Source organism: Micrococcus antarcticus (genome assembly GCF_044872765.1).
In the GTDB taxonomy this organism is placed as follows: domain Bacteria; phylum Actinomycetota; class Actinomycetes; order Actinomycetales; family Micrococcaceae; genus Micrococcus.
In genome coordinates this window covers 1,164,287-1,188,713 of the sequence record NZ_CP085253.1, presented here as the reverse complement: position 1 = coordinate 1,188,713, position 24,427 = coordinate 1,164,287, and the positions used below count along the sequence as shown (strand labels likewise).

The following is a 24,427-nucleotide window of genomic DNA, read 5'->3' as shown; positions in this document are numbered from 1 at the left end:
GGGAATGTCCGCGGGTGTCCGCGGGCATCGTGGCCCGGGGCCGCCCCACGGGCGGGCCCACTCCCTCTTGAACGACGCGAAGGACTCCCCATGCTCAAGCGCCTCCTGCCCATGTCCGGTCATACCCGCGGCAACCGTTCGGCTGTCACCTGCGAGCTCAAGTGCGGCAACGCGTGCTCGCACCCGATCCCGAACACCTCGGACAACGCCACGTTCCAGCAGATCGCCGAGACCGCGATCTCCCGTCGCTCGGCCCTCATGGGCGGCACCGGCCTGGCCGCCGCCGTCGTGATCGGCGCGAACATGGCCCAGGCCCCCGAGGCCCTGGCGGACAACGGCAACCACCCCACCGGCGGCGGCAAGCTGGACTTCACGGCCATCAAGCCCGTCCCGCGCACCGTGGACGACGTCACGGTCCCCGAGGGCTACGAGTGGGGCACGATCATCCGCTGGGGCGACCCGCTCTTCAAGGACTCCGAGGAGTTCGACATCCAGCACCAGACGGGGAAGTCGGCGGCCGGCCAGTTCGGCTACAACAACGACTACCTGAACATCGTCTCCGACGGCGGCAACGACCGCTCCGGCTACCTCGTGTCCAACCACGAGTACACCAACGAGAACATCATGTTCTCCCCGGAGTACATCATCTCCCACCGCAAGGACGTGGTGGACGCCGGCATCCAGTCGCACGGCCTGTCCGTGGTGGAGCTGGAGCGCGCCAAGCGCGGCCAGAAGTGGGAGTACGTGCAGGGGGGCCGTCGCAACCGCCGCATCACCGGCACCACCCCCTTCAAGGTCACCGGCCCGGCCGCCGGCCACGCCCTGCTGAAGACCGTCGAGGACCCCACCGGCACCCGCGTGCTGGGCACCCTCAACAACTGCGCCGGCGGCACCACGCCGTGGGGCACCGTGCTCTCCGGCGAGGAGAACTTCAACCAGTACTTCAAGGGCCGCGGCACCGCCGAGGAGAAGCGCTACGGCATCGGCACCAAGGCCACGCAGCGCGGCTGGGAGCTCTTCTACGACCGTTTCGACCTCACCAAGGACGGCTACGAGAACGAGGCCAACCGCTTCGGCTGGGTCGTCGAGGTCGACCCTGAGGACCCCACCTCCACCCCGGTGAAGCACACCCTCCTGGGCCGCTTCAAGCACGAGGCCGGCACCGCAGTCCTCTCCGGCGACGGCCGCGCCGTGGTCTACTCGGGCGACGACGAGCGCCACGACTACCTCTACAAGTTCGTCTCCGCGAAGAAGTTCGTCGAGGGCGACAAGAAGCACAACATGCGCCTCCTGGACGAGGGCACCCTCTACGTGGCCAAGTTCAAGGGCGACTCCCCGAAGTCCGAGATCGACGGCAAGGGCACCCTGCCCTCCGACGGCGCGTTCGACGGCGCCGGCGAGTGGATCGCCCTGGCGACCGACAAGAAGTCCCTCGTGCCCGGCATGTCCCTGGCCGAGGTCCTCGTCTACACCCGCCTCGCCGCGGACAAGATGGGCGCCACCAAGTTGGACCGCCCGGAGGACGTGGAGACCAACCCGGTCAACGGCAAGGTCTACATGGCGCTGACCAACAACACGAAGCGCACCGAGGTGGACGAGGCCAACCCGGTCGTGGGCAACCGCGACGGCCACGTCGTCGAGCTGACCGAGAAGGGCGGCGACCACACCGCCACGACGTTCAACTGGGTCATCCTGCTGCTCGCCGGCGATCCGGCGGTCTCCTCCTCGGCCTACTTCGCCGGGTACCCCAAGGAGCTCGTGTCCCCGATCTCCTGCCCGGACAACGTGGCGTTCGACTCCGAGGGCAACCTCTGGATCTCCACCGACGGCCAGCCCGGCACGATCGGCCTCGCCGACGCCCTCCACAAGGTCACCCTGGACGGCCCGGAGCGCGGCCGCGTCGAGCAGTTCCTCGCCGTCCCCCGTGACGCCGAGACCTGCGGCCCGGTCATCCACGACCGCGACAACTCCGTGTTCGTCAACGTCCAGCACCCGGGCGAGGACGGCAACTGGGGCGCCCACACGTCCTACTTCCCGGACTTCCTGTCCCCGGCCGGCCCCGTGCAGGTCGGCGACAAGGTCGCGGCCCCCCGTCCCTCCGTCGTGCAGGTCTTCAACGTGACCGGCAACAACGGCGTGGGCAAGGGCTCCGGCAAGGAGAAGGGCAACAAGGGCAAGGGCAGCAACGGCCACGGCAACTCCGCCTTCGGCCACGCGCAGGGCAACGGCCCCAAGAAGTGACCCGGTGCGGGGAGTGATCCCCGCGCGGACGGGGCCGGACCCGCAGCATGGGGGCCGGCCGAGTCCCCCCCCTGACGAGGCCGCCACGGCACACCGCCGTGGCGGCCTCGCCGCGTCCGGGGATCGCGCCGCCCCCGCTGTGCGGGGACGGCACGGGCCGGGGCCGTCCGGCTCTGCCCGCCTAGACTGGGGGCCACCATGACTTCCGCCGACTCCCTCTCCGTGGCGCGCGCCGTCGCCGCCGCCCTGACCGACGCCGGGATGAGGGACGCGGTGATCTGCCCCGGCTCCCGCTCCGCGCCCCTCGTGTACGCGCTGGCCGACCTCGAACGGCAGGGCCGGATCCGGCTGCACGTGCGGGTGGACGAGCGCGCGGCGGGCTTCCTCGCCCACGGGCTCTCCCTGGCCTCGGGCCGCCCCGTGGGGGTGCTCACGACGTCGGGCACGGCGGTCGGGAACCTCCTGCCCGCCCTCATGGAGTCCTTCCACGCCGGCACCCGCCTCGTGGCCCTCACGGCGGACCGGCCCGCGGAGCTGCACGGCTCGGGCGCCAACCAGACCACCGAGCAGGACGGCATCTTCGGGCACCACACCCGCTTCTCGGCCACCATCGAGGCGGATCCCGCGGCGGGCCGTTCTGCGCAGCAGCACCTGAACGAGGCCGGGGCCACCGTGCGCCAGGCCCTGCTGGCGGCGGACGGCTTCGTGTGCGACCCCGACGCCGGGTGCCCGGCCACGCGGGAGGCCGCCGTCCACGTCCGTGACGCCCCCGCGGGACCGGTGCACCTGAACCTGCGCTTCCGCGCCCCGCTGGTGCCGGACCCCCGGGAGGCCGCGGACATGGGCGCCCGCATCCCCGCGCGGACGCCCCCGTGCCCGGACGCCGACCACGGGCTGCCGGACCTCTCGGCCGACTCCCGCGCGCTGCCCGCCGTCGGCGACGTGCGCCGCGACGCCGCGGCCCGGGCCCCGTGGCGACCGGCCGGCGCGGACCTGTCCGGCCTGCCCGACCTCGACGCCTCCCGGCTGCGGGAGCGGCGCACCGTGGTGCTCGCCTGCCACGGCGCCGGTCCGGTGGCGGCCGCGTTCGCCGTCTCCCTGGGCCTGCCGCTGCTGGCCGAGCCCAGCTCGAACGCTCGGTTCTCCGTCAACGCGGTGGCGGCCTATCCAGCGCTGATCGGCTCCCACGGCGGGCGCGGTGCGGACAGCCACCCGCTGGCCGGGCGCATCGAGCGCGTCGTGCTCTTCGGCCGCCCCACGCTCACCCGCTCCGTCACGGCGCTGCTCGCACGCCCGGACGTGGAGACCGCGGTCCTCCTGACCGAGCCCGCCCCGTGGTTCGAGGTGGGCCGCCGCGCCGAGCGGGTCGTGGGCTCCCTCGCGGAGCTCGCGTCCTTCGCGGGTCAGGGCGAGCCGGGATGGCTCGCCGCATGGCAGACGGCCTCGATGCGCGCCCAGGCCGCGGTGGAGGACGTCGTGCTGGACGAGGACACCGCGCACGGGCTCAGCCCGCAGAGCGTCGCCCAGGTGTGCGCGTCCGTGACACGGGGTCCGCTCGTGCTGGGATCCTCGTCTCTGATCCGGGACGTGGACCTCGCGTGGCGGCCCCCGACGCTGGCCCACGTGCACGTGTACGCCAACCGCGGCCTCGCCGGGATCGACGGGACGGTGTCCACCGCCATGGGGATCGCCCTGGGCACGGGCCGCCGCACCGTCGCCCTCCTGGGCGACCTCACGGCGCTGCACGACGCCGGCGGGCTGCTGGTGGGGACCACAGAGGCCGACCCGGACGTGGACCTCGTGGTGGTCAACGACACGGGCGGCGCGATCTTCGCCGGCCTCGAGCACGGCACCGTGGCACGGGCCCCGGGGATGGCCGGCGCCGTGGAGCGCTTCTTCGGCACCCCGCACGCCGTGGACCTGGAGGGCCTGGCCGCCGCGTACGGCGTGCCGTACGTCTGCGCCGCGGACCGGGTGGGGCTCGTGCACCTCCTCGCGGTCCCGGTGCGCGGCCGACGGCTCGTGGAGGTCCGCTGCGACCGCACCGAGCGCCCGCGCGTGGCCGCCTCGATCGCCGCCGCCGTGCGCTCCACCTTCCCGGACCCCGCGTCCGAGCCCGCCAGCCCCGAGGAGGCCGCCCGATGACCGCACAGACCCCGCGCCCGTCGTCCGCCACGGGCGCCGCCGATCGGCCCCGCCGCGCGGACGTGCTCATCTCCGGCGGCGGCCCCGCCGGGGCCACCGCCGCCGCGCACCTGGCCGCCGCGGGCCTGGACGTGGTGGTGCTGGAGAAGTCCGCGCACCCTCGCGAGAAGGTGTGCGGCGACGGCCTCACTCCGCAGGCCGTCCGCGAGCTGCAGCTGCTCGGCGTGCCCCACCGCGGGGAGGCCGGCGACGACGGCGGCTGGCAGCGCATCCGCGGCCTGCGCCTGCGTGCGGGCCGGCGCGGGGTGGACGTGCCGTGGCCGAGCACGCAGACGTGGCCGGACTACGCCCTGACGCGCACCCGCCGGGACTTCGACGCCGTCCTCGTGGACCTCGCCCGAGAGCGCGGTGCCACCGTGCTCGAGCGCCACGCCGTCACAGGCGTCACCCGGGACGACGCCGGACGCGTCGACGGGCTGAACGCCGAGCTGATCGGGGAGAACGGCCGCAAGACCGGCGAGAGCGTCACCTGGCACGCCCCGATCGTGCTCTCGTGCGACGGCGTCTCGGCCCGTGCGGCCGTCTCCGCGGGCCTGCACCGGCGCGAGGACCGCCCCATGGGCGTGGCCGTCCGCGCCTACTACACGGCCGGCGCGGCCGTGGGAGGCGCCGCCCCCGCCCTGCCGGGGGACCGGGCGGAGTGGATGGAGTCCTGGCTGCGCCTGCCGGACGAGCAGGGGAATCCGCTGCCCGGCTACGGCTGGCTCTTCCCGCTCGCCGACGGCACGGTGAACGTGGGGCTGGGCATCCTCGACACCTCGCCCCTGTTCGGGACGCTGGACTACCGCGGCCTGCTGACCTCGTGGTCCGGCGCGCTGACCGAGGAGTGGGGGATCTCAGAGGAGACCCGGTCCTCGAAGATCCTCGGTGCGGCCCTGCCGATGGCCTTCAACCGCACGCCCCAGCACGTGCCCGGGCTGCTGCTCGTGGGCGACGCCGCCGGCATGGTCTCCCCGTTCAACGGAGAGGGCATCGGCTTCGCGATGGAGGCCGCCCGCCACGCCGCGGACCTGGCGGTGGAGGCGCTCGCGGCGGGCAGCGCCGCCGGTGCGGACAGCGTGCTGGCCCGCTACCCCGTGCTCACGCAGCACCTGTGGGGCCGCCACTTCGCCCTCGGCGCCCGCTTCGCCCGCCTGATCGGCGACCCGCGCGTGATGCGCGCCGCGCTCGGCACGGGCATGGCCGTCCCTCCGCTGCTGCGTGCCGTGGTCAAGGTCATGGGCAACACGGTGGACGCGGAGGGAGGCGACGTCGTCGACCGTGCCGTCCGCCTCCTCGAGGCGGCCATCCCGTCGCTCACCACGGCGGACGACCCGCGGTTGGGTAGGCTGGCCGGGTGAGCACTGACCACGTCGGCATCGCCCTGCCCCCCGGATTCGAGCACCTGGCCGAGCACGGCCGCGTGCTGGAGACCGTGCTGTCGGCCCTCGAGCAGGTGGAGGCGCAGCTGGAGGAGGCGCTCGCCTTCGACGACGAGTTCTCGCGGACCGCCACGGCCCACCTGCTGGCCGCCGGCGGCAAGCGCGTGCGTCCCGTGCTCACGGTGCTCGCCGCGCTGCTGGGCGATCCGGAGCTGGCCTCCGGGCAGGTGGCGCCCGTGGGCGCGCAGGCGCGCCAGGCCGCCGTCGTGATGGAGCTGACGCACCTGGCCACCCTGTACCACGACGACGTGATGGACGAGGCGGCCGTGCGCCGCGGCGCGCCCGCCGCGCACCGGCTGTGGGGCAACGCGGCGGCCATCCTGGCGGGCGACCTGATCTTCGCGCGCGCCTCCCAGCTCATGAGCGAGCTCGGACCGCGCGCGGTGCGAATCCAGGCGGAGACCTTCGAGCGTCTCGTGCAGGGGCAGCTGTGGGAGACCCGCGGCCCGTCCGCCGGCCAGGACCCCATCGAGCACTACTACCGGGTGCTCGGCGGCAAGACCGGCTCGCTCATCGCGGCATCGGGCGTGCTCGGCGCGCTGCTCGGCGGGGCGGACGAGTCCGCCGTCGCGGTGATGGGGGAGTACGGGGAGAAGGTGGGCCTGGCCTTCCAGCTCGCCGACGACCTGCTGGACCTCACCAGCACCGCCGAGGCTCTCGGCAAGACCCCCGGCACGGACCTGCGTGAGCGCGTGGCCACCCTGAGCACGCTGCTGCTGGACCGCGCCGCGGCGTCCGAGGACGCGGCCGAGGCCGCTGAGGCCCGCCGTGTGAAGGAGCTCGTGGACGGCCCCCTCGACGACGACGCTCAGCTGGGCGCCGCCGTCGCCGCGCTGGTGGCACACCCCGCATTCACGCGGGCGTGGGAGACGACGCACGACTGGGCGGACCAGGCCAAGGCCGCGCTGGCGCCCCTGCCGGACTCCGTGGTGAAGGAGTCCCTCGCGGGGTTCGCCGACTACGTGGTGGACCGCGCGAGCTGACGCCGGGCCGGGCCGGGCCGGCAGGTCCCGGTCGGCGAGCCGCCCGGGGATGACGGGCTGCTCCGGCGGCGGCCCGACGGGCCTCAGTCGAGGAACGTCGGCGCGGGGTCGAGTGCGGCGGCCAGCTCCCGGGCCTTGCGCTCCCGGACCTCGGGGGCGACGGCGTGGCGCAGCTGCCGGTAGAGCAGGTCGCCCTCGTAGCGGGGGAAGACGTGCAGGTGGTAGTGCCACACGTGCTGGTTGCCGGCGGGCTCGTTGTGCTGGCGCGTGGAGATCCCGTCCGGGCTCCAGGCCGCCTTCATGGCCAGCGCCACCTGCTTCTCCATGAGGGCGATCCGCTGAAGCACACGGGAGGGCAGCTCGTAGAGGTTCTCGTGGTGCGCGGCGGGGCACACCATGGCGTGCCCCTCGTGCTCGCCGAAGCCGTCGCACGCGATCAGCACGAGGAGGTCCTCGTCCTGGTAGACGGTGTCCCCGAGCTCGCAGCGGTTGCCCGGGTCCGCCACGTTCCCGGCCACGAGCCCGCAGAACGGGCAGGCGTACCCCTCGGGGGCGTGCGAGCGCAGGGCGGGGGCGCCGCCTCGCGTGGTGTCCTCGGGCCCGCTCATCGGGTCACGCCCCGCTCCGCGCCGTCGTCCTCGTCCCCCGGGTCCTCGAAGGTCCACGCCAGCAGGTCGAGCACGAACTCGCTGAAGGTGCCGCCCTCGTCCTCCCAGGCGCCCTCCTCGGCCTCGGCCCCCGCAGACCGGCGCCACACAAGGGGGTCCGGCAGGGTCAGGTTGGCCACGGGCAGGCCCCACACCACGGTCTCGTCCTCGTCCTCGAGGAACATGAGGTAGCCGTCGCGGGCCTCGAGGTCGTCCGGATCCCAGAAGTAGTGGGCCGTCTCGAGCAGGTCGCCGCAGTTGCCCAGGGCGAGGTAGAACTCGCGCAGCGCGGCGGGCAGGACGAAGGCGTCGCCCAGCTGCTCCGCGGCGGGGGCGGAGGGCAGGCGCTCCTCGATCTCCCGCGGGGAGAGGCCGTCGTCGGCGGCCCAGGGCTCCCCGAGCAGGTCCGGGACAAGCTGCTGGAACGCGGGCAGGTACACGGGTGCGGGGGGCTTGGCGGGCATGGGGCCAGTCTAGGGGCGGTTCCCGACGGCGGCCCGGGCCGCCCGACGCTGCAGGCGCGAGCGGTGCAGCTGGTCCACCGTGAACACGATCAGGGAGAGCCAGATCAGCCCGAACCCGATCCACCGGGGGAGCGGCATGTGCTCGCCGAGCACCGTCACGGCGGCCAGGAACTGCAGGATGGGCGCGATGTACTGCAGCATCCCGAGCGTGGTGAGGGAGAGCGACTTCGCCGCCGAGGAGAAGAGGATGAGGGGGACGGCCGTCAGGACGCCCAGGCCGGCCATGAGCCAGAAGTGCCCCGGGCCCTGGGTCACCGTGGTCAGCAGCCCGGCCTGGAGCAGCAGGACCGAGCCCACCGCGAACACGGGCAGGAGCACCACGGTCTCCGCCGTCATGGTGGTCACCGCGTGCACCGGCACGGGGAAGCGCTTCTTCACGAAGCCGTACAGGCCGAACGAGAACGCCAGCACCAGGGCGAGCCAGGGGACGGCGCCGAGGGCCGCCGTCATCACGGCGACGGCGAGCACGGCGATCCCCACGGCGACCCATTGGAGCCGGCGCAGGCGCTCGCCCAGGAACAGCACGCCGAGGAGCACGTTGACGAGCGGGTTCATGAAGTACCCGAGGGAGGCCTGCAGCACGTTCCCGCTCATCACGCTGGCCGCGTAGACGAGCCAGTTCACGCCGATCACGCCGGCGGCGAGCGCCGTGGTGCCCCAGCGGGCCGGGGAGGACAGGGCGGTGCGCAGCTCGGGCAGCCGCCGCATGGCGGTCAGCAGCAGGAGGCAGAACACGAGGGCGAAGCCGATGCGGACCACCACGATCTCCACGGCGCCGGCCGGGGCGGTGGCGGCCATGTAGAGCGGCATCCCGCCCCACAGGAGGTAGGCCGTGAACCCCAGGGCGAGGCCGCGGGAGTCGTTGGCGGCAGCCGGGGCCACCGTGGGCAGGGCGCCCGTGTCCGGGGCGGAGGGCGAGGAGGCGGTCACCGGACCACTGTAGGGCCGCCCCCCGCCGTCGCGGCGGGAGCGGGGTCGTGAGGGGGCTCACCCGGGCGGCCGCCGCCGCGCCGGTAGACTGGGAGGTCGATCCCCGCGCGCCGCGCGCCGGCCCGCCCGCGGGCCCGACGCGGGCGCCGCCGTCGTCTTTCGGAAGGACCACCCCGACGTGACCGAACGCCCTGACCGCCCGCTGCGCATCGCCATCGTGGGAGCCGGCCCCGCCGGCGTCTACACGGCGGACATCCTGACCAAGGAGGAGCGGGACTTCCAGGTCAGCATCGACCTCTTCGACCGCTACCCGGCCCCCTTCGGCCTCATCCGCTACGGGGTGGCCCCGGACCACCCGCGCATCAAGGGCATCATCACCGCCCTGCACAAGGTCATGGACCGCGGCGACATCCGCTTCCTCGGCAACGTGGACTACGGGACGGACCTCACCCTCGAGGACCTGCGCCGCCACTACGACGCCGTGGTGTTCTCCACCGGCGCGGTGCGCGATGCGAGCCTGGACGTGCCCGGCGTGGAGCTCGAGGGCTCGTTCGGCGGCGCCGACTTCGCGAGCTGGTACGACGGCCACCCGGACGTGCCGCGAGAGTGGCCGATGGACGCGACCGAGGTCGCGGTGATCGGCAACGGCAACGTGGCCCTGGACGTGGCCCGCATCCTCTCCAAGCACGCCGACGACCTCCTGGTCACGGAGATCCCCGAGAACGTGTACCGCGCGCTCACGTCCTCGCCGGTCACGGACGTGCACGTGTTCGGCCGCCGCGGCCCGGCGCAGGTGAAGTTCACCCCGCTGGAGCTGCGCGAGCTGGCCCACTCCCGCGACGTGGACATCGTGCTCTACGAGGAGGACTTCGACTTCGACGCCGGCTCGGAGAAGGCGATCGCGGAGAACAACCAGGTGCGCACCATGGTGGGCACGCTCACCAACTGGCTCATGGAGCAGGAGGATCGCACGGAGCAGGCCTCCCGCCGCCTCCACCTGCACTTCCTCCAGGCCCCGGAGGCGTTCCTCGACGCCGACGGCGACGGCCGCCTCGACGGTCTGCGCATGCGCCGCATGGAGCTGGACGGGGAGGGCGGGGTCCGCCCGACCGAGGAGACCGCGGACTACCCCGTGCAGGCCGTCTACCGCGCGGTGGGCTACTTCGGCTCGCCCGTGGACGGCGTGGAGTTCGACGACGCCCGCGGCGTCATCCCGAACGCCGAGGGCCGCGTGCTCGACGCGGACGGGAATGCCGTGCCGGGGCTCTACGCCTCAGGCTGGATCAAGCGCGGCCCCGTGGGCCTGATCGGCCATACGAAGGGCGACTCGCTCGAGACCATCCAGCACCTGATCGAGGACGTGGACGCCCTCTGGACCGCCGAGGACCCGTCCGAGGACGCGGTGCTCGCGCTGCTCGCCGAGCGCGGCGTCCCCGTGACCACGTGGGAGGGCTGGCATGCCCTCGACGCGCACGAGAAGTCCCTCGGCGCGGCGGCCACCGAGGCCGGTCCGGTGGCCCGCGAGCGCGTCAAGGTCGTGGACCGCGACGAGATGACGCGCATCAGCCGCGGGGAGTGAGCCTCCCGGCCTGAGCTGACCACGACGGCGGGCACCCACCGCGGGTGCCCGCCGTCGTGGTGTGCGGGGGCGGCTACTCTGGCCCGGTGCCCCGCCTCCTCGCCGACCTCACGCCGCTGAAGGTCTCGCCCGCCTACCGGCGGCTGTGGGTGGGCAACCTGCTCTCCTTCGTGGGCACCCAGCTCACGCTCATGGCGGTGTCCCTCGAGGTCTTCGCGCTGACCGGCTCGTCCTTCGCGGTGGGCCTGCTGGGACTGGCGGCGCTCGTGCCGCTCGTCGTCGCGGGCCTGTACGGGGGCGCCGTGGCCGACCGCCACGACCGCCGCACCGTGGCGCTGTGCTCCTCCGCCGTCATGTGGGCGACGACCGTGGGCATCGCGGCGCACGCGTGGGCGGGGACCGAGTCCGTGCCCCTGCTCTACGCCCTCGTGGCCGTGCACTCCGGGGCCTCCGGCATCAACCAGCCCACGCGCGGCGCCATCGTCCCCGCGCTCGTGGGGCTGACGCTGCTGCCCGCCGCCAACGCCCTGACCATGATGACCTTCTCCGTGGCCATGATGGTGGGCCCGGTGCTCGGCGGAGTCCTCGTGGCCACCGCCGGGTACGCGTGGACGTACTCGATCGACGTGGTCACGTTCCTCGCCGCGCTCTACGCCCTGTGGCGCCTTCCCCCGCTGCCGCCCGCGCGCGAGGAGGGCGAGGCCGCGCCGACGGGGCGCGTGGGGCTGGGCTCGGTGGTCGAGGGGCTCCGTTTCCTCGCCTCCCGGCCCACCCTGCGCATGACGTTCCTCGCGGACATCGTGGCCATGGCCACCGCATTCCCACGCGCCCTGCTGCCCGCGATCGGCGGCGTGGTCCTGGGCGGCGGCGAGTCCGCGGTCGGCATCCTGCTGGCCGCGATGGCCGCCGGCGCGTTCCTCGCCGGCCTGTTCTCCGGCTCCTTCACGCGCGTCACGGCGCAGGGCTGGGGCGTCTACCTCTCGATCTGCGCGTGGGGAGCCGCCGTGGCCGCATTCGGCGGCGTCGTGTGGTGGGCGTGCTCGATGCCCGAGGGCGACCCGCGCCTCGGTCTCGCGATGGCGCTGTGCGTGGCGTGCATGGCGGTGGCCGGCGCGGCGGACTCGGTCTCGGGCGTCTTCCGCAGCACCATCCTGCAGGCCGCGACGCCGGACCGGCTGCGCGGGCGGCTGCAGGGCGTGTTCGTGGTGGTCGTGGCCGGGGGCCCCCGCGTCGGCGAGATGATCACGGGCGGCGCCTCGACCCTCCTCGGGGAGGGGCTCACCCTCGTGGTCGGCGGCGTGCTGTGCGTGGTGGGCGTGAGCGTGCTGATGCGGCGGCAGCCGGGCTTCCTGGCCTACGACGCACGGAACCCCACGCCCTGAGCGGGCGCGGGGTTCCGGTGGGGAGGGGCTCAGCGGTCGGCGTCGGAGCGGCGGTCGGCGGCGATCGTGGCCGGGATCCGGCCCCCCAAGCGGGTCCAGTGGCCGACGAGCTCGTCCTTCGGCTCCGCCTGGAGGGTCTCCCGCGCCTCCTCCTCGGCCTTCTCGATCCGCGTGGCGAGCTTCCGGTGGGCGCCCTCGTAGACCGCCTCGTGGCGGCTCTTCTTCACGGAGTCCTCCTCCGTGCGGCGCTGCACCGGCTCGAGCTGCTCGGCGATCGCGTCCTGGTTGCGCTGCTGGAACGTCAGCTTCGACGGGGCCAGGGCTCGCTCCACGAAGCCGTGGTCCAGGAGGATGCCGCGGGGGGCGGCCACGCCGTGGCGCAGCGCCAGGTCCACGAAGTCCTCCTGGTCCAGGACCATGGCGGCCTTCGTGAAGGGCAGGTCGTCGACGGGCCGGCCGTCCACGCGGGCGCGGGCCCGGGCGCGGCCCAGGGTGACGTCGGCGGACCACACGGCGCCGCGGGGGTCGATCAGGTAGAGCATGGGGTCTCCTCGTCGGGGCGGAGCGGGGCGGTCAGGCCGGGGGCTCGATGGGGGATCGGCGGGGCGGACGGTCAGCGGAAGTTGACGAACTGCAGGTCGGCGTCCGCGAAGTCCTTGAGCATCGCGATGACGGCCTGCAGGTCGTCGCGCGACTTGGAGGACACGCGCAGCTCGTCGCCCTGGATCTGGGCCTTGACCGCCTTGGGGCCCTCGTCCCGGATCAGCTTGGTGATCTTCTTCGCGGTGGCCTGGTCGATGCCCTCCTTGATGGAGGCCTCGATCCGGTACTCCTTGCCGGAGGCGAACGGGTCCCCGGCGTCGAGGGACTTCAGGGAGATGCCGCGCTTGACGAGCTTGGACTCGAAGACGTCCTTGACGGCCTTCACGCGCTCCTCGGAGTTCGCCTTCATGAGGATCTTCTCGCCGGAGAAGTCGATCTCCGCGCCGACGCCCTTGAAGTCGTAGCGCTGGACGATCTCCTTCTGCGCCTGGTTCAGGGCGTTGGACACCTCCTGGCTGTCCACCTTGCTGACCACATCGAACGTGGAATCACCGGCCATGGCTGTCTCCTCCTGCTGCTCGCGTACGGCTGTCCGTGCCTCGGGGCAGGTCGCGCGAGGCGCCCGGCGCGCCCCGGGGCGCCTGCGGGCCAGCCTACCGGGGTCCGACGACGCCGCGCCCCGGCCCGATTGGGCGTCTCCTGAGCCCATGCGGTACAGTCGTCTCTCGCCTGAACGGTGCGGTGCCTCGAACGAGGCGAGCGCGTCCGTCCAGTCGCCCGGCAGATTACCCGAGCGGCCAAAGGGGGCTGACTGTAAATCAGCTGGCACTGCCTTCGGGGGTTCGAATCCCTCATCTGCCACGGGACATGAGAAGACCCCGGGACCGAGTCGTCGGTCCCGGGGTCTTCTCATGTCCGGCGCCGGGTGGCGGAGAGGGCTGGGGAGGACGTAGCCTGCATGTGATCCGCATCACATGCAGAGGAGTCCCAGCGTGACGCAGCCCACCGATCCCGCCCGCCCGGAGGAGACGGCGTCCACGCGGGGTCCGGACGACGTGCCGCTCCTGGAGCAGACCCTCGCCCAGAACCTGGACGAGACCGCCGCTCGCCTGCCGGACGCACCCGCCGTCGTCGAGTGCGGACCCGGCGGCGACCCGCACACCGGCCGCTCCTGGACCTTCGCGGAGCTGGCGGAGCACTCCCGCGCCGTGGCCAAGGCGCTGATCGCCGCCGGCTACGGCCACGGCGACCGCATCGGCATGTGGAGCCCCAACGTGGCGGAGTGGACGTCCCTGCTCTACGGCGCCGCGCGCGCCGGGGTCATCCTGGTCAACCTCAACCCGGCGTACCGCAGCCACGAGCTCACCTACGTGGTGGAGCAGTGCGCGATGCGTGGCCTCGTGGTGGCCTGCCCGGACGCCCGCATGGACCCGCCGGCGATCGCGCGGCAGGTGGCCCGTGAGGGAGCCCCCGCGCTGGAGCAGCTCATCATGCTGCCCGCCGGCGCCCCGGGTGATGAGCCCTTCGCGCACGCCCGCCCGGGGGAGGTGGCCGGCCGCGCCGCCGACGCCGCGGCCGAGGAGGCCACGTGGGAGGCGTTCCTGGCACGGGCCGCGGAGGTCTCGGACGAGCAGCTCGCCGAGCGCGAGGCCGCCACCGGAGCCGAGGACCCCGTGAACCTGCAGTACACCTCGGGCACCACCGGCTTCCCCAAGGGCGTCACGCTGACCCACCGCAACATCCTCAACAACGGGTTCCACATCGGCGAGCTGCTGGGCTACTCCGAGGCGGACACCCTCGTGATCCCGGTGCCCTTCTTCCACTGCTTCGGCATGGTCATCGGCGTGATCGCGGCCGTCTCCCACGGCACCGTGAGCGTCATCCCGGGCCGGGCGTTCCATCCGCTCGACTCCCTCACCGCGGCGGCCGCCACGCGCGCCACGAGCCTCTACGGCGTGCCCGCCATGTTCATCGCGATGCTGGCCCGCCCCGAGGCGGCCTCCCTGGACCTGAGCACCCTGCGCACCGGCGTCATGGCCGGGTCCCCGTGCCCCGTGGAGGTCATGCGACGCGTGATCGACGAGCTGCACATGTCCGAGGTCGCCATCTGCTACGGCATGACCGAGACCGCCCCCGTCTCCACCATGACCCGCCGCGACGACACCCTCGAGGCGCGCACCCAGACCGTCGGTCGCTCGATGCCGCACGTGGAGACCAAGGTCGTCGACCCCGTCACCGGGCAGACCCTGGCCCGCGGCGCCACCGGAGAGCTGTGCACCCGCGGCTACTCGGTGATGCTCGGCTACTGGAACGCCGAGCAGAAGACCGCGGAGGTCCTCGACGAGGACGGCTGGATGCACTCGGGCGACCTCGCCTCGATGGACGCGGACGGGTTCGTCCGCATCGAGGGACGCATCAAGGACCTCGTGATCCGCGGCGGCGAGAACATCTCTCCGCGCGAGGTGGAGGAGTTCCTCTACGCCCACCCGGACGTCCAGGACGTGCAGGTGGTCGGCGTGCCGGACGAGCGGTACGGCGAGGAGCTCATGGCCTGCCTGATCATGCGCGAGGGTGCCGAGCCGCTCACCGTCGAAGCGGTCCGCGAGTTCGCCACCGGGAGGATCGCCCACTTCAAGATCCCCGCCTACGTGCGCATCATGGACGCGTTCCCCATGACCGTCTCCGGCAAGGTCCGCAAGGTGGAGCTGCGCGAGGAGGGCGCCGCGGTGATCGGCGCGGCGGGGGCCTGAGGCCCCGGCTCAGGCGGCGGGGAGGGGTCGGACGTCCCACACGGTGCACAGCGCATCCGGGGCGGCCTCGGTGACGGCCTGCCGGTAGAGGTCCCTCCAGGCGGAGCCGGAGTGCCCGCCCTCGCCGCGCAGCCGCCACCGGCCGTGCAGCAGCACGGCGTCGATGAAGTCCGACGGGTCCCGGGCGGCGTCCCCCTCCGCGGCGTCCTCCGCGTCGGGGCGGCGCAGGTCGGACGCCGGCGCCACGGCGTAGAGGCTCGTCTCGTCGTGGTCGAGCACGAGACCGCAGTCGTCCTCGAACGCGGTGATCCAGGACATCGAGTCCCGCAGCGCGGCCTCCGCGTCCGGCTCCGCCGAGACGATCAGCACCGAGGCGCGCACGCCTGGGCGCAGCGGGCCGGGCCGGCCGGGGCCGTGGGGCTCGTGCCGGGCTCGCCCGTGCGTGCGGCGGCTGTCCTCGAAAGCGGTGGTCATGGTCGGCTCCCTCCGTCGGGGGCCGGCCTCGGCCCCGCCTCGAGCGCACCGGTCGGCGCGCTCCAGGCCGACGCTAGGAGGCCCGTTCGGAGCGGCGGCCGCGCCGTGGCTGTCCAGGGGACGACGCGCGGGGCCGCAGCCGCCTGTGCAGGAGCCGACGCAGCGGGGGTCAGTACCGCCGGTGGTCCGCCGGGGCGAGCTTGGGCCCGAAGGCCTGCTTGCGCTCGCCGCTGAGCGAGATGAGCCGCACCACCCGGTGCCGATGCCCGGCCCACGGGGCGAGCAGGCGCAGCATGCCGGCGTCGTCCGTGCGCCGTCCCGTGAGGACCTGGCCCACGAACTGGGCGAGGTGGAAGTCCCCCACCGAGACCAGGTCGGCCGCGCCGTGGCTGCGCTGCAGCGCCTCGGCGGTGCTCCATGGGCCGATGCCAGGAATCGACTCCAGGCGTCGGGCCAGTCGTGCCAGGCCTGCGGTGTCGCCGGGGGAGACGTCGCGCCCGAGCCGGTCGATCGTCTCGGCGCGCCGGGCGACCTCCAGCACCGTCCTCGACTGCGAGGGCTGCACCCACGCCCGCGCGTGCCAGTCCCACGAGGGGATCCGCAGCACGGCCTCCGCGGTGGGAGGCAGCAGCATGCCCGCGGGAGCGGGGCCCGGGACGGGCTCGGCGTCGTGGGCGGCGGCCAGCCGCACGAGGGTGCGCCAGCCGTGGCGTGCCTGGTCGTGCGTGACCTTCTGCTCCAGCACCACGGTCATCAGCTGGGTGGCGAGCGCGCCCGCGGCGGGCAGCCGCAGCCCGGGCCGGAGGCGGCGGACGCGCCACACGTGCGCCGGAAGCGGCGGGCCCACCCCCGGCGGGTCCGCCGACGGATCGGCCACGGCGTCGAACTGCGGCCAGCCCGCGTCCGCCAGCCCCAGCAGGGCCTCGGCGTTCCCGACCGCGGCGCGGGCCCCCGGGCCCCACGCGCGGGCGGTGATGCTCCAGCCCCCGGCCCCGTCCGGGGCGCGCACCGCGGGAGAGACCAGGAGGGTGGCCGGCCCGGCACCCACGTGGACGGCATCGGGCCCGGCCGGCTCGCGGCGCGTGAGCCACACGCCCTGGGGGGTGGCACGGACGGTCGGGTCGGCGGCCCCGCGCTGCAGGGGCCGCAGGGTGAGGGCCACGTCGACGGGCGTGGACACCCGGAGGTGGCGCACGGCGTCCGGGGCGGTCATGCCGTGCACCGTACACCGCACGTTGCCCCGCGTGTCCTCGACGCCCCTGACGGCGTCCGGCCCCTGGCGTAGCGTGGAGCACGTGACTGAGCAGACCTCCCCCGTCCCGGGCGCCGCCGCGTCCTCCGCCACCCCCGTGCCCGCGCCCGAGCGAGGCGGCATGCGCTATGCCGAGACCGTCCTGGAGCTGATCGGTCGCACCCCGCTCGTGAAGCTCAACGTGGTGACCGAGGGCGTCGCCGCCACGGTGCTCGTGAAGGTGGAGTACCTGAACCCGGGCGGCTCCGTGAAGGACCGCATCGCCCTCAGGATGATCGAGGAGGCGGAGAAGGACGGCCGGATCCTCCCCGGCGGCACCGTGGTGGAGCCCACCTCCGGCAACACCGGCGTGGGCCTCGCCCTCGTGGCCCAGCAGAAGGGCTACCGCACCGTGTTCGTCACGCCGGACAAGGTCGGCCAGGAGAAGCGGGACGTGCTCTCCGCGTACGGCGCGGAGCTCGTCGTCGTGCCCTCCTCGGTCGCCCCGGACTCGCCGGAGTCGTACTACGGCGTGGCCGACCGCCTCGAGGGGGAGATCCCGGGCGCGTTCCAGCCGAACCAGTTCTTCAACCCGGCCGCGCCGGCCTCGCACTACGAGACCACGGGGCCGGAGATCTGGGAGGACACCGCCGGCCGCGTCACCCACGTCGTGATGGGCGCGGGCACGGGCGGCACCATCACCGGCACGGGCCGCTTCCTCAAGGAGGTCTCCGCGGACCGCGCGTCGGGCCCCGTCCGCGTGATCGGCGCGGACCCGGAGGGCTCCGTCTACTCCGGCGGCACGGGGCGCCCGTACTTCGTCGAGGGCGTCGGCGAGGACATCTGGGTGGACAACTACGACCGCTCGGTGCCGGACGAGGTCATCGCCGTCTCGGACGAGGAGGCCTTCGCCATGACCCGGCGGCTCGCCGCCGAGGAGGGCCTGCTCGTGGGCGGCTCCTCCGGCCTCGCCGTGGCCGCCGGCCTGCGGGCCGCGCGCGAGCTCGGCCCGGACGACGTCATGGTGATCGTGCTGCCGGACTCCGGCCGCGGCTACCTCGCCAAGATCTTCAACGACGCGTGGATGGACGAGCGCGGCTTCGCCCGCGACGGCCAGGACACCGTGCTGCCCGGGTGGGCCCGCGGCCGGACCCGCTCCGCCGTCCCGCACGCCGCGCAGGCCACGACCACGGCGCCCCGCGGCGGGCGCTGGGACGCCACCGTGGGCGCGCTGCTGGAGGACAAGGAGGACCTGTTCCCCGGCTCGGTGCCCACGATCGTGACCGCGGCGCCGACCACGTCGGTCTCGGACGCAGTGGACACCATGACGCGCTACGGCGTGGACGCGCTGCCCGTCGTCGCCGAGCCCCGCCACGACCTGCGGATCGGGGAGGTGCGCGGCACCGTGTCCGCCCACGATCTCGCGGCGCGCCTCGCGGACGGCCGGGTCAGCCCGGACTCCGAGGTCGCGGACGCCATGGGCGCCGCCCTGCCGCTCATCGGCGCGGCCACCGGCCTGCGCGAGGCGGCGCGACGCCTGCTGGAGGACCCCACCCTGCTCGTCGCCCGCGGCGGGACCGTGGTGGGCGTGCTGACACTGCACGACGTGCTGGCCTACGCCACCGCCTGATCCCACCGACCCGGCCGATCGACCCGACGCCGCCCCGACGCGAGAGGACGCACCCATGACCACCGAGGACCCCACGCAGAGCTTCACCGGCGAGACCGCCCCGGAGCACGACTCCACGCCGGACACCCGTCCGCGCGGCGCCGGCTTCGGCACCCGCGCTGTGCACGCCGGACAGGAGCTGGACGAGGTGTTCGGCGCCGTCGTGCCGCCCGTGCACCTGTCCACCACCTACGCGCCGACCGCCATCGGCGAGCTGCGCCGCGGCTACGACTACGGGCGGGGCACCAACCCGACGCGCGATGCCCTGCAGACCCAGCTGGCCGCGCTCGAGGCCGGCGTGGGGGAGGACGGCACCCCGAACGCCACCGCCCTGACCTTCGCCTCCGGGCTCGCCGCCGAGACCGCGCTCATCATGGGCGCCGCCGAGCCGGGCGTGACCGTCGTGCTGGGCAACGACGTCTACGGCGGCTCCTACCGCCTCATCTCCACGGTGCTGGCCAAGTGGGGCGTGCGCCACGCCGTGGTGGACATGGCCGACGTCGCCGCCGTGGGCGCAGCCGTCGAGCAGGCGAAGGCCGAGGGCCCCGTGATCGTGTGGCTCGAGACCCCCTCGAACCCGATGATGAAGGTCTCCGACGTCGCCGCGATCGCCGAGGCGGCCCATGCCGGGGGCGCGCTGCTCGTCGTCGACAACACGTTCGCCACGCCCTACCTCCAGACCCCGCTCGCGCTCGGCGCGGACGTGGTGGTGCACTCCACCACCAAGTACATCGGCGGGCACTCGGACGTCGTGGGCGGAGCCGTGGTCATCAAGGACCCGGAGATCGCCGAGGCCGTGAAGTTCCAGCAGTTCGCGGCCGGCGCCGTGAACGGCCCGTTCGACGCCTACCTGACCACCCGCGGGCTCAAGACCCTCGGCGTGCGCATGGACCGCCACCAGGCCAACGCGCAGGCCGTGGCCGAGTGGCTCCTCGAGCAGCCGGCCGTGTCCCACGTGCTCTACCCGGGCCTGCCGGACCACCCGGGCCACGAGCTCGCCCAGCGCCAGATGCGGGGCTTCGGCGGCATGGTCTCCGTGCGCTTCCATGGGGGCGCGGCGGCCGCCAAGAAGGTGGCCGAGTCCACGCGCCTCTTCCAGCTGGCCGAGTCCCTCGGCGGCATCGAGTCGCTGATGAACTACCCGGCCGAGATGACCCACGCCTCCGTGGCCGGCACCGAGCTCGCCGTCCCGGACGACCTCGTCCGCCTCTCCGTGGGCATCGAGGACGCCGCGGACCTCATCGCGGACCTCGAGCAGGCCCTCGCCGGCCTCCAGGCCTGAGCGCACGCGTCCCGCGCCGTCCACGACGCCGGCCGGACCCCTTGCCGGGTCCGGCCGGCGTCGTAGTGTGGGTCACATGAGCATCATCGCCTTCACGAACGCCCATGTCGTCCCCGTCGAGTCCGAGCCCTTCGACGGCGTCCTCCTCGTGGAGGACGGGAGGATCACCGCGCTGGGAGCCGACGTCGGGGTGCCCGCGGGCGCCGACGTCGTGGACTGCGAGGGGAGGTGGCTGCTGCCCGGCTTCGTGGACGCCCACGTGCACCTGGGCATGCACGCGGAGGGCGAGGTGGGCGCGACCGCGGACGTCAACGAGATGACCGATCCCGTGATGGCGGGCGTGCGCGCGATCGACGCGGTGGACCCCAACGAGCCGGGCTTCCGGGACGCGCTCGCGGGCGGCGTCACCACGGTGAACGTGAACCCGGGCTCCGGCAACCCGATCGGCGGGCAGGCCGTGGCCCTGCACACCCACGGCCGCACCGTGGACGAGATGGTGCTGCGCAGCCCCTCGGGCGTGAAGTCGGCACTGGGGGAGAACCCCAAGAACGTGTACAAGGAGAAGGGCCGCACGCCGTCCACGCGTCTCGGCACGGCGCTCGTCATCCGCGAGGCGTTCCTGAAGGCGCAGGGCTACATGGCCCGCCGCGCGGAGGCGGAGGCCGAGGGGAAGCCGTTCACCGCGGACCCGCACATGGAGGCCCTCGCCCTCGTGCTGGAGCGGAAGATCCCGTGGCGCCAGCACTGCCACCGCACGGACGACATCGCCACCGCCCTGCGCATCGCCGACGAGTTCGGCTACGAGCTCGTGCTGGACCACGGCACCGAGGCCCACCCGATCGCCGACCTGCTCGCGGAGCGGGGCGTGCCGGTGCTCATCGGCCCGCTGTTCACCACGAAGTCCAAGCCGGAGCTGCGCGGCCGCTCGATGCGCAACCCGGGGCGCCTGGCGCGCGCGGGCGTGGAGATCAGCATCATCACGGATCACCCCGTCATCCCGATCGACTTCCTCGTCTACCAGGCGGCGCTGTCCGTCAAGGAGGGCCTGGACCCGGAGACCGCGCTGCGGGCCATCACGCTGAACCCCGCGAAGGTGCTGGGCCTCGCGGACCGCATCGGCTCGCTCGCCCCGGGCAAGGACGCCGACCTCGTGCTGTGGAGCGGGGACCCGCTGGACGTCATGCAGCGCGCCCTGCGGGTCTGGATCGGCGGGCGCCCGGTCATGGAGTACGACACCGCGGCGGCACGCCCCGTCGTCGCGCCCACGCGGCCCGTGGAGGACTGAGCGCGGACGGCGCTCAGCGCCGCACGCGCGAGCGCACGGGGGGCAGCCACACGAGCGCGGTGCCGATGATCAGCAGCACGGCGAGCGCGATCAGGAGCGCGTTGCCGCGCAGGAACGAGGGGACGGCCACCACCAGGGTGAGGAACGTGAGGGAGGAGATCGCCCCGCGGCGGCGGCGCAGCAGCCCGATCCAGCCCCACAGGGCCGCCAGCGCGAGGATCCCGGCGAGCCCGCCCAGCATGTACTGGCCCGTGGCGCCGCCGAGCGGTCCCACGGACTCGATCCCCGTCAGCGGGTCGGTCACCGGACCGCCCTCGCGCTCCGCCTGCGCGCCCCTCCAGAGCAGCGCGGCGGACAGGGCCGCGAGGAGGACGGCGACGGCGATCCACCAGATCCGCGCCAGGCGCAGGAGCGGGTGCACGAGACCGGCCTCGGCGGCGTCGCGCTCGTCCAGCGCGCGGACCCGGGCCGCACGACGGTCCGCGAGCCGTTCCTCGTCCTCGCGCCGCAGGCGGGCGCGCTCCTCGCGCAGTCGCGCGTCGTCCGCGCGCTGCCGCTCCTGGAAGGCCCGGGTGGCACGGCCGGCGGCACGTGCGAGACGGTGGTCACTGCTGTTGTCTGCCACGCTCCGAGCCTAGCGTCGCCGCGGACGGTGCTGCACGGCACACCGTCGGGTCTCGCCCGAGCGGACGCGGGGGCGTACAGTGGTGGGGACCGGTATCCGGACTTACCCCCCTGAGTGAATGAGCGTGGACGCGTGTGCCACGCCGGTGTTGCAGATGTCGTGCAGATGTGTGTGAGGACCACGAACGTCGTGGTCCCGGGGGCTCGCCGGGTGAACGGTTTCCCATTCCCCCAGCAGACCCGCACCCTCGACGACGACCCGCGACCGTCGCCGTTGAGTGCCGCCTGCGCACCCCCTCAGGAGGACACCCATGTCGATCCATGACACCCCCCAGGCCGCCGAGAACCAGGATCCGATCGTCTCGGACGAGGCCCTCGCCGCCCCGCCGTCGGACGAGACTCCCGAGTCCCTGGCCGCCGGCGCCCCCGAGGCCTCGCCGGAGGCCGACCTCGTCTCCGAGCAGGACGACACCGGCTCGGTCGAGGCCGAGCAGGACGAGCCGGCCGGCCCCACCTTCCTCGACCTGGGCCTGGACGCACGCGTCCTCGCCGCGATCGAGGACCTGGGCTACACCGCGCCCTCGCCCATCCAGGAGGCGACCATCCCGCTGCTGCTCGAGGGCCGCGACGTCGTGGGCCTCGCCCAGACGGGCACCGGCAAGACCGGCGCGTTCGCGCTGCCGGCGCTCTCCCGCCTGGCGGAGGCCTCGGACGTCAACGGGCGCGCCGACGCCCCGCAGATCCTCGCCCTGGCCCCCACGCGCGAGCTGGCGCTCCAGCTCGCCGAGGCCTTCGACGCGTACGCCAAGCATCTCGGCGACGTGTCCGTGCTGGCCGTCTACGGCGGCTCGCCCTACGGCCCCCAGCTCTCGGCGCTGCGCCGCGGCGCCCAGGTCGTCGTCGGCACCCCCGGCCGCGTGATCGACCACATCGAGCGCGGCTCCCTGGACCTCTCCCAGCTGCAGACCCTCGTGCTGGACGAGGCGGACGAGATGCTGCGCATGGGCTTCGCCGAGGAGGTGGACCGCATCCTCGCCTCCACCCCCGCGTCGAAGCAGACCGCGCTGTTCTCGGCCACCATGCCGCCGGCCATCCGCCGGATCTCCGCGCAGTACCTGAACTCCCCGGAGGAGGTGGCCGTGTCCCGTCAGTCCACGACGTCCGCCACCATCCGCCAGCGCTACCTGCAGGTGGGCCACCAGTACAAGCTCGAGGCCATGACCCGCATCCTCGAGACCGAGGACCACGACGGCGTCATCGCCTTCGTCCGCACCCGCGCCGCCACCGAGGAGCTGACCCAGCGCCTCACCCGCGCCGGCTTCAAGGCCGTGGCCATCTCCGGCGACATCGCGCAGAAGCAGCGCGAGAAGACCGTGGAGGACCTCAAGGCCGGCCGCGTGGACATCCTCGTGGCCACCGACGTCGCCGCCCGCGGCCTGGACGTGGAGCGCATCTCCCACGTGGTGAACTACGACATCCCGCAGGACGCGGAATCCTACGTGCACCGCATCGGCCGTACCGGCCGCGCGGGCCGCACGGGCGACGCCATCCTCTTCATGACCCCCCGCGAGCGCTACCTGCTGAAGCAGATCGAGCGCACCACGCGCCAGGAGGTCGAGGAGATGGCCGTGCCGTCCGTGGCGAAGGTCAACGCCGCCCGCCTCAAGCGCTTCTCCGACACCATCACCAAGACGCTTGAGCGCGCCGGCGACCAGGAGCTCGAGACCTTCGCCGGCCTCGTCGACGAGTACGTGGAGCAGCACGAGATCGAGCCGTCCCGCGTGGGCGCGGCCCTCGCCATGATGGCGCAGGGCGGCCGCCCGCTGCTCTCCACCGAGCAGGACATCCCCACCCACACGGGCCGTGCGCGCACCGAGCGCGAGGGCCGTGGGGGCCAGGACCGTCCCGAGCGCGGCGGCAGCGCGGACGGGCGCGGTTCCCGTGGTCCGGCCCGCGAGCCCGCGGCCGGCAACGCCACGTACTGGATCGGCGTGGGCCACACGGACCGCGTGAAGCCCGGCAACATCGTGGGCGCCCTCGCCAACGAGGTGGGCCTGCCCGCCTCCCAGATCGGCGCGATCGACCTGCGCGGAAACCACTCGCTCGTCGAGCTGCCCGCCGACCTCACCCCGGCCCAGCTCGAGGCCGCCGGGCGCGCTGAGATCAACGGGCGCCGGCTCAACATGCGCAAGGACACCGGGCGCCCGACGCGCGGGGAGCGCGACGGCGATGACCGTGGCGAGCGCGGCGGCCGGGGCGGGTTCCGCAAGGACCGTGACGACCGCGGCCACGGCGGCGGGTTCCGCAAGGACCGTGACGACCGCGGCCACGGCGGCGGGTTCCGCAAGGACCGTGACGACCGCGGCGGCTTCGGCGGGTTCCGCAAGGACCGTGACGACCGCGGCGGCTTCGGCGGCCGTGAGGAGCGCAACGGCGGCTTCCGCAAGGACCGCGAGGACCGCGGCGGGTTCGGCGGCCGTGAGGAGCGCACCGGCGGCTTCAGGAAGGACCGCGAGGACCGCGGCGGGTTCCGCTCGGACCGCGGCCCCTCGGCCGGCCCGAAGAAGCCCCGCTGGGGCGCCCAGGAGCGTCGCGACGGTGGCCCGCGCCGCTGATGCCGGGGCGGCGCCGGGCCCCGTCTCGGCGCCGCCCGCCTG

19 protein-coding genes and 1 tRNA gene are annotated in these 24,427 nt (G+C 74.0%); 12 read left to right on the top strand and 8 right to left on the bottom strand.

All coding sequences use genetic code 11. The features are described from left to right. Positions 1-90: 90 nt before the first annotated feature. The 4 genes from LG274_RS05530 to LG274_RS05515 all read left to right on the top strand — a co-directional run bounded on the left by LG274_RS05530 (position 91) and on the right by LG274_RS05515 (position 6,850). A complete protein-coding gene (locus tag LG274_RS05530) occupies positions 91-2,241 on the top strand; it encodes a PhoX family phosphatase (RefSeq protein WP_298711826.1) in 2,151 nt (716 codons plus the stop codon). 198 nt (positions 2,242-2,439) lie between these two features. After that, positions 2,440-4,386, top strand: a complete 1,947-nt coding sequence (menD, locus tag LG274_RS05525) for a 2-succinyl-5-enolpyruvyl-6-hydroxy-3-cyclohexene-1-carboxylic-acid synthase (protein WP_298711822.1) — start codon at positions 2,440-2,442, stop codon at positions 4,384-4,386. Next, positions 4,383-5,786, top strand: coding sequence for a geranylgeranyl reductase family protein (locus LG274_RS05520; RefSeq protein WP_298711819.1), 1,404 nt, complete (start codon positions 4,383-4,385; stop codon positions 5,784-5,786). The genes menD and LG274_RS05520 overlap by 4 nt, the downstream gene beginning before the upstream one ends. Further along, positions 5,783-6,850, top strand: a complete 1,068-nt coding sequence (locus LG274_RS05515; protein ID WP_248116123.1) for a polyprenyl synthetase family protein — start codon at positions 5,783-5,785, stop codon at positions 6,848-6,850. Before LG274_RS05520 ends, LG274_RS05515 begins: the two co-directional genes overlap by 4 nt. 83 nt (positions 6,851-6,933) lie before the next feature. Here LG274_RS05515 and LG274_RS05510 read toward each other — a convergent pair whose 3' ends face one another. The 3 genes from LG274_RS05510 to rarD are packed head-to-tail and all read right to left on the bottom strand — an operon-like array spanning position 6,934 to position 8,951. Continuing rightward, positions 6,934-7,458: an HIT family protein gene (locus tag LG274_RS05510; RefSeq protein ID WP_248116121.1), complete on the bottom strand. Its 525-nt coding sequence runs from the start codon at positions 7,456-7,458 to the stop codon at positions 6,934-6,936. Further along, positions 7,455-7,961 carry a hypothetical protein gene (locus tag LG274_RS05505; RefSeq protein ID WP_404465853.1) on the bottom strand — a complete coding sequence of 169 codons (507 nt, stop codon included), beginning with the start codon at positions 7,959-7,961 and terminating at the stop codon, positions 7,455-7,457. The genes LG274_RS05510 and LG274_RS05505 overlap by 4 nt, the downstream gene beginning before the upstream one ends. A 9-nt stretch (positions 7,962-7,970) precedes the next feature. Next, entirely contained in the window at positions 7,971-8,951 is a 981-nt protein-coding gene (gene rarD, locus LG274_RS05500; RefSeq protein WP_298711811.1) for an EamA family transporter RarD, read from the bottom strand. Between the two features lie 178 nt (positions 8,952-9,129). Here rarD and LG274_RS05495 point away from each other — a divergent pair, with 178 nt between their 5' ends. Together LG274_RS05495 and LG274_RS05490 are read left to right on the top strand one after the other, a co-directional pair. Further along, positions 9,130-10,530, top strand: coding sequence for an FAD-dependent oxidoreductase (locus tag LG274_RS05495; RefSeq protein WP_248116114.1), 1,401 nt, complete (start codon positions 9,130-9,132; stop codon positions 10,528-10,530). An 86-nt stretch (positions 10,531-10,616) separates the two neighbouring features. Further along, positions 10,617-11,912, top strand: coding sequence for an MFS transporter (locus tag LG274_RS05490; protein ID WP_298711808.1), 1,296 nt, complete (start codon positions 10,617-10,619; stop codon positions 11,910-11,912). A gap of 29 nt (positions 11,913-11,941) precedes the next feature. On the opposite strand, the gene LG274_RS05485 is transcribed toward LG274_RS05490, so the two are convergent. Both LG274_RS05485 and LG274_RS05480 read right to left on the bottom strand, forming a co-directional pair. Next, the gene (locus LG274_RS05485) at positions 11,942-12,454 is read right to left on the bottom strand and encodes a hypothetical protein (RefSeq protein ID WP_298711806.1); all 513 of its coding nucleotides are present in this window, start codon (positions 12,452-12,454) and stop codon (positions 11,942-11,944) included. 71 nt (positions 12,455-12,525) lie between these two features. Continuing rightward, the gene (locus LG274_RS05480; protein WP_248116108.1) at positions 12,526-13,014 is read right to left on the bottom strand and encodes a YajQ family cyclic di-GMP-binding protein; all 489 of its coding nucleotides are present in this window, start codon (positions 13,012-13,014) and stop codon (positions 12,526-12,528) included. A gap of 220 nt (positions 13,015-13,234) precedes the next feature. Here LG274_RS05480 and LG274_RS05475 point away from each other — a divergent pair. Both LG274_RS05475 and LG274_RS05470 read left to right on the top strand, forming a co-directional pair. Beyond that, a tRNA-Tyr gene (locus tag LG274_RS05475) sits at positions 13,235-13,316 on the top strand. Between the two features lie 113 nt (positions 13,317-13,429). Continuing rightward, positions 13,430-15,205 carry an AMP-binding protein gene (locus LG274_RS05470; protein WP_298711803.1) on the top strand — a complete coding sequence of 592 codons (1,776 nt, stop codon included), beginning with the start codon at positions 13,430-13,432 and terminating at the stop codon, positions 15,203-15,205. A 9-nt stretch (positions 15,206-15,214) separates the two neighbouring features. Here the strand turns inward: LG274_RS05470 and LG274_RS05465 are convergent, their stop codons facing one another. Both LG274_RS05465 and LG274_RS05460 read right to left on the bottom strand, forming a co-directional pair. Further along, entirely contained in the window at positions 15,215-15,679 is a 465-nt protein-coding gene (locus tag LG274_RS05465) for a hypothetical protein (protein WP_248116104.1), read from the bottom strand. Between the two features lie 169 nt (positions 15,680-15,848). Then, positions 15,849-16,892, bottom strand: coding sequence for a 3-methyladenine DNA glycosylase (locus LG274_RS05460; RefSeq protein WP_343282069.1), 1,044 nt, complete (start codon positions 16,890-16,892; stop codon positions 15,849-15,851). 160 nt (positions 16,893-17,052) lie between these two features. Here LG274_RS05460 and LG274_RS05455 point away from each other — a divergent pair, with 160 nt between their 5' ends. The 3 genes from LG274_RS05455 to LG274_RS05445 all read left to right on the top strand — a co-directional run bounded on the left by LG274_RS05455 (position 17,053) and on the right by LG274_RS05445 (position 21,146). Then, positions 17,053-18,540: a cystathionine beta-synthase gene (locus LG274_RS05455; protein WP_298711880.1), complete on the top strand. Its 1,488-nt coding sequence runs from the start codon at positions 17,053-17,055 to the stop codon at positions 18,538-18,540. 55 nt (positions 18,541-18,595) lie between these two features. Then, on the top strand, positions 18,596-19,861 hold the full coding sequence (locus LG274_RS05450) for a cystathionine gamma-synthase (RefSeq protein ID WP_298987087.1): 1,266 nt from the start codon (positions 18,596-18,598) through the stop codon (positions 19,859-19,861). A gap of 76 nt (positions 19,862-19,937) precedes the next feature. Next, positions 19,938-21,146 carry an amidohydrolase gene (locus tag LG274_RS05445; protein ID WP_298987090.1) on the top strand — a complete coding sequence of 403 codons (1,209 nt, stop codon included), beginning with the start codon at positions 19,938-19,940 and terminating at the stop codon, positions 21,144-21,146. 13 nt (positions 21,147-21,159) lie between these two features. On the opposite strand, the gene LG274_RS05440 is transcribed toward LG274_RS05445, so the two are convergent. Then, complete coding sequence (locus LG274_RS05440) at positions 21,160-21,771, bottom strand: hypothetical protein (RefSeq protein ID WP_298711792.1); 612 nt, start codon at positions 21,769-21,771, stop codon at positions 21,160-21,162. A 310-nt stretch (positions 21,772-22,081) separates the two neighbouring features. Between LG274_RS05440 and LG274_RS05435 the strand changes: the two genes are divergently transcribed. Next, positions 22,082-24,385 carry a DEAD/DEAH box helicase gene (locus LG274_RS05435; protein ID WP_404465847.1) on the top strand — a complete coding sequence of 768 codons (2,304 nt, stop codon included), beginning with the start codon at positions 22,082-22,084 and terminating at the stop codon, positions 24,383-24,385. Positions 24,386-24,427 lie beyond the last annotated feature (42 nt).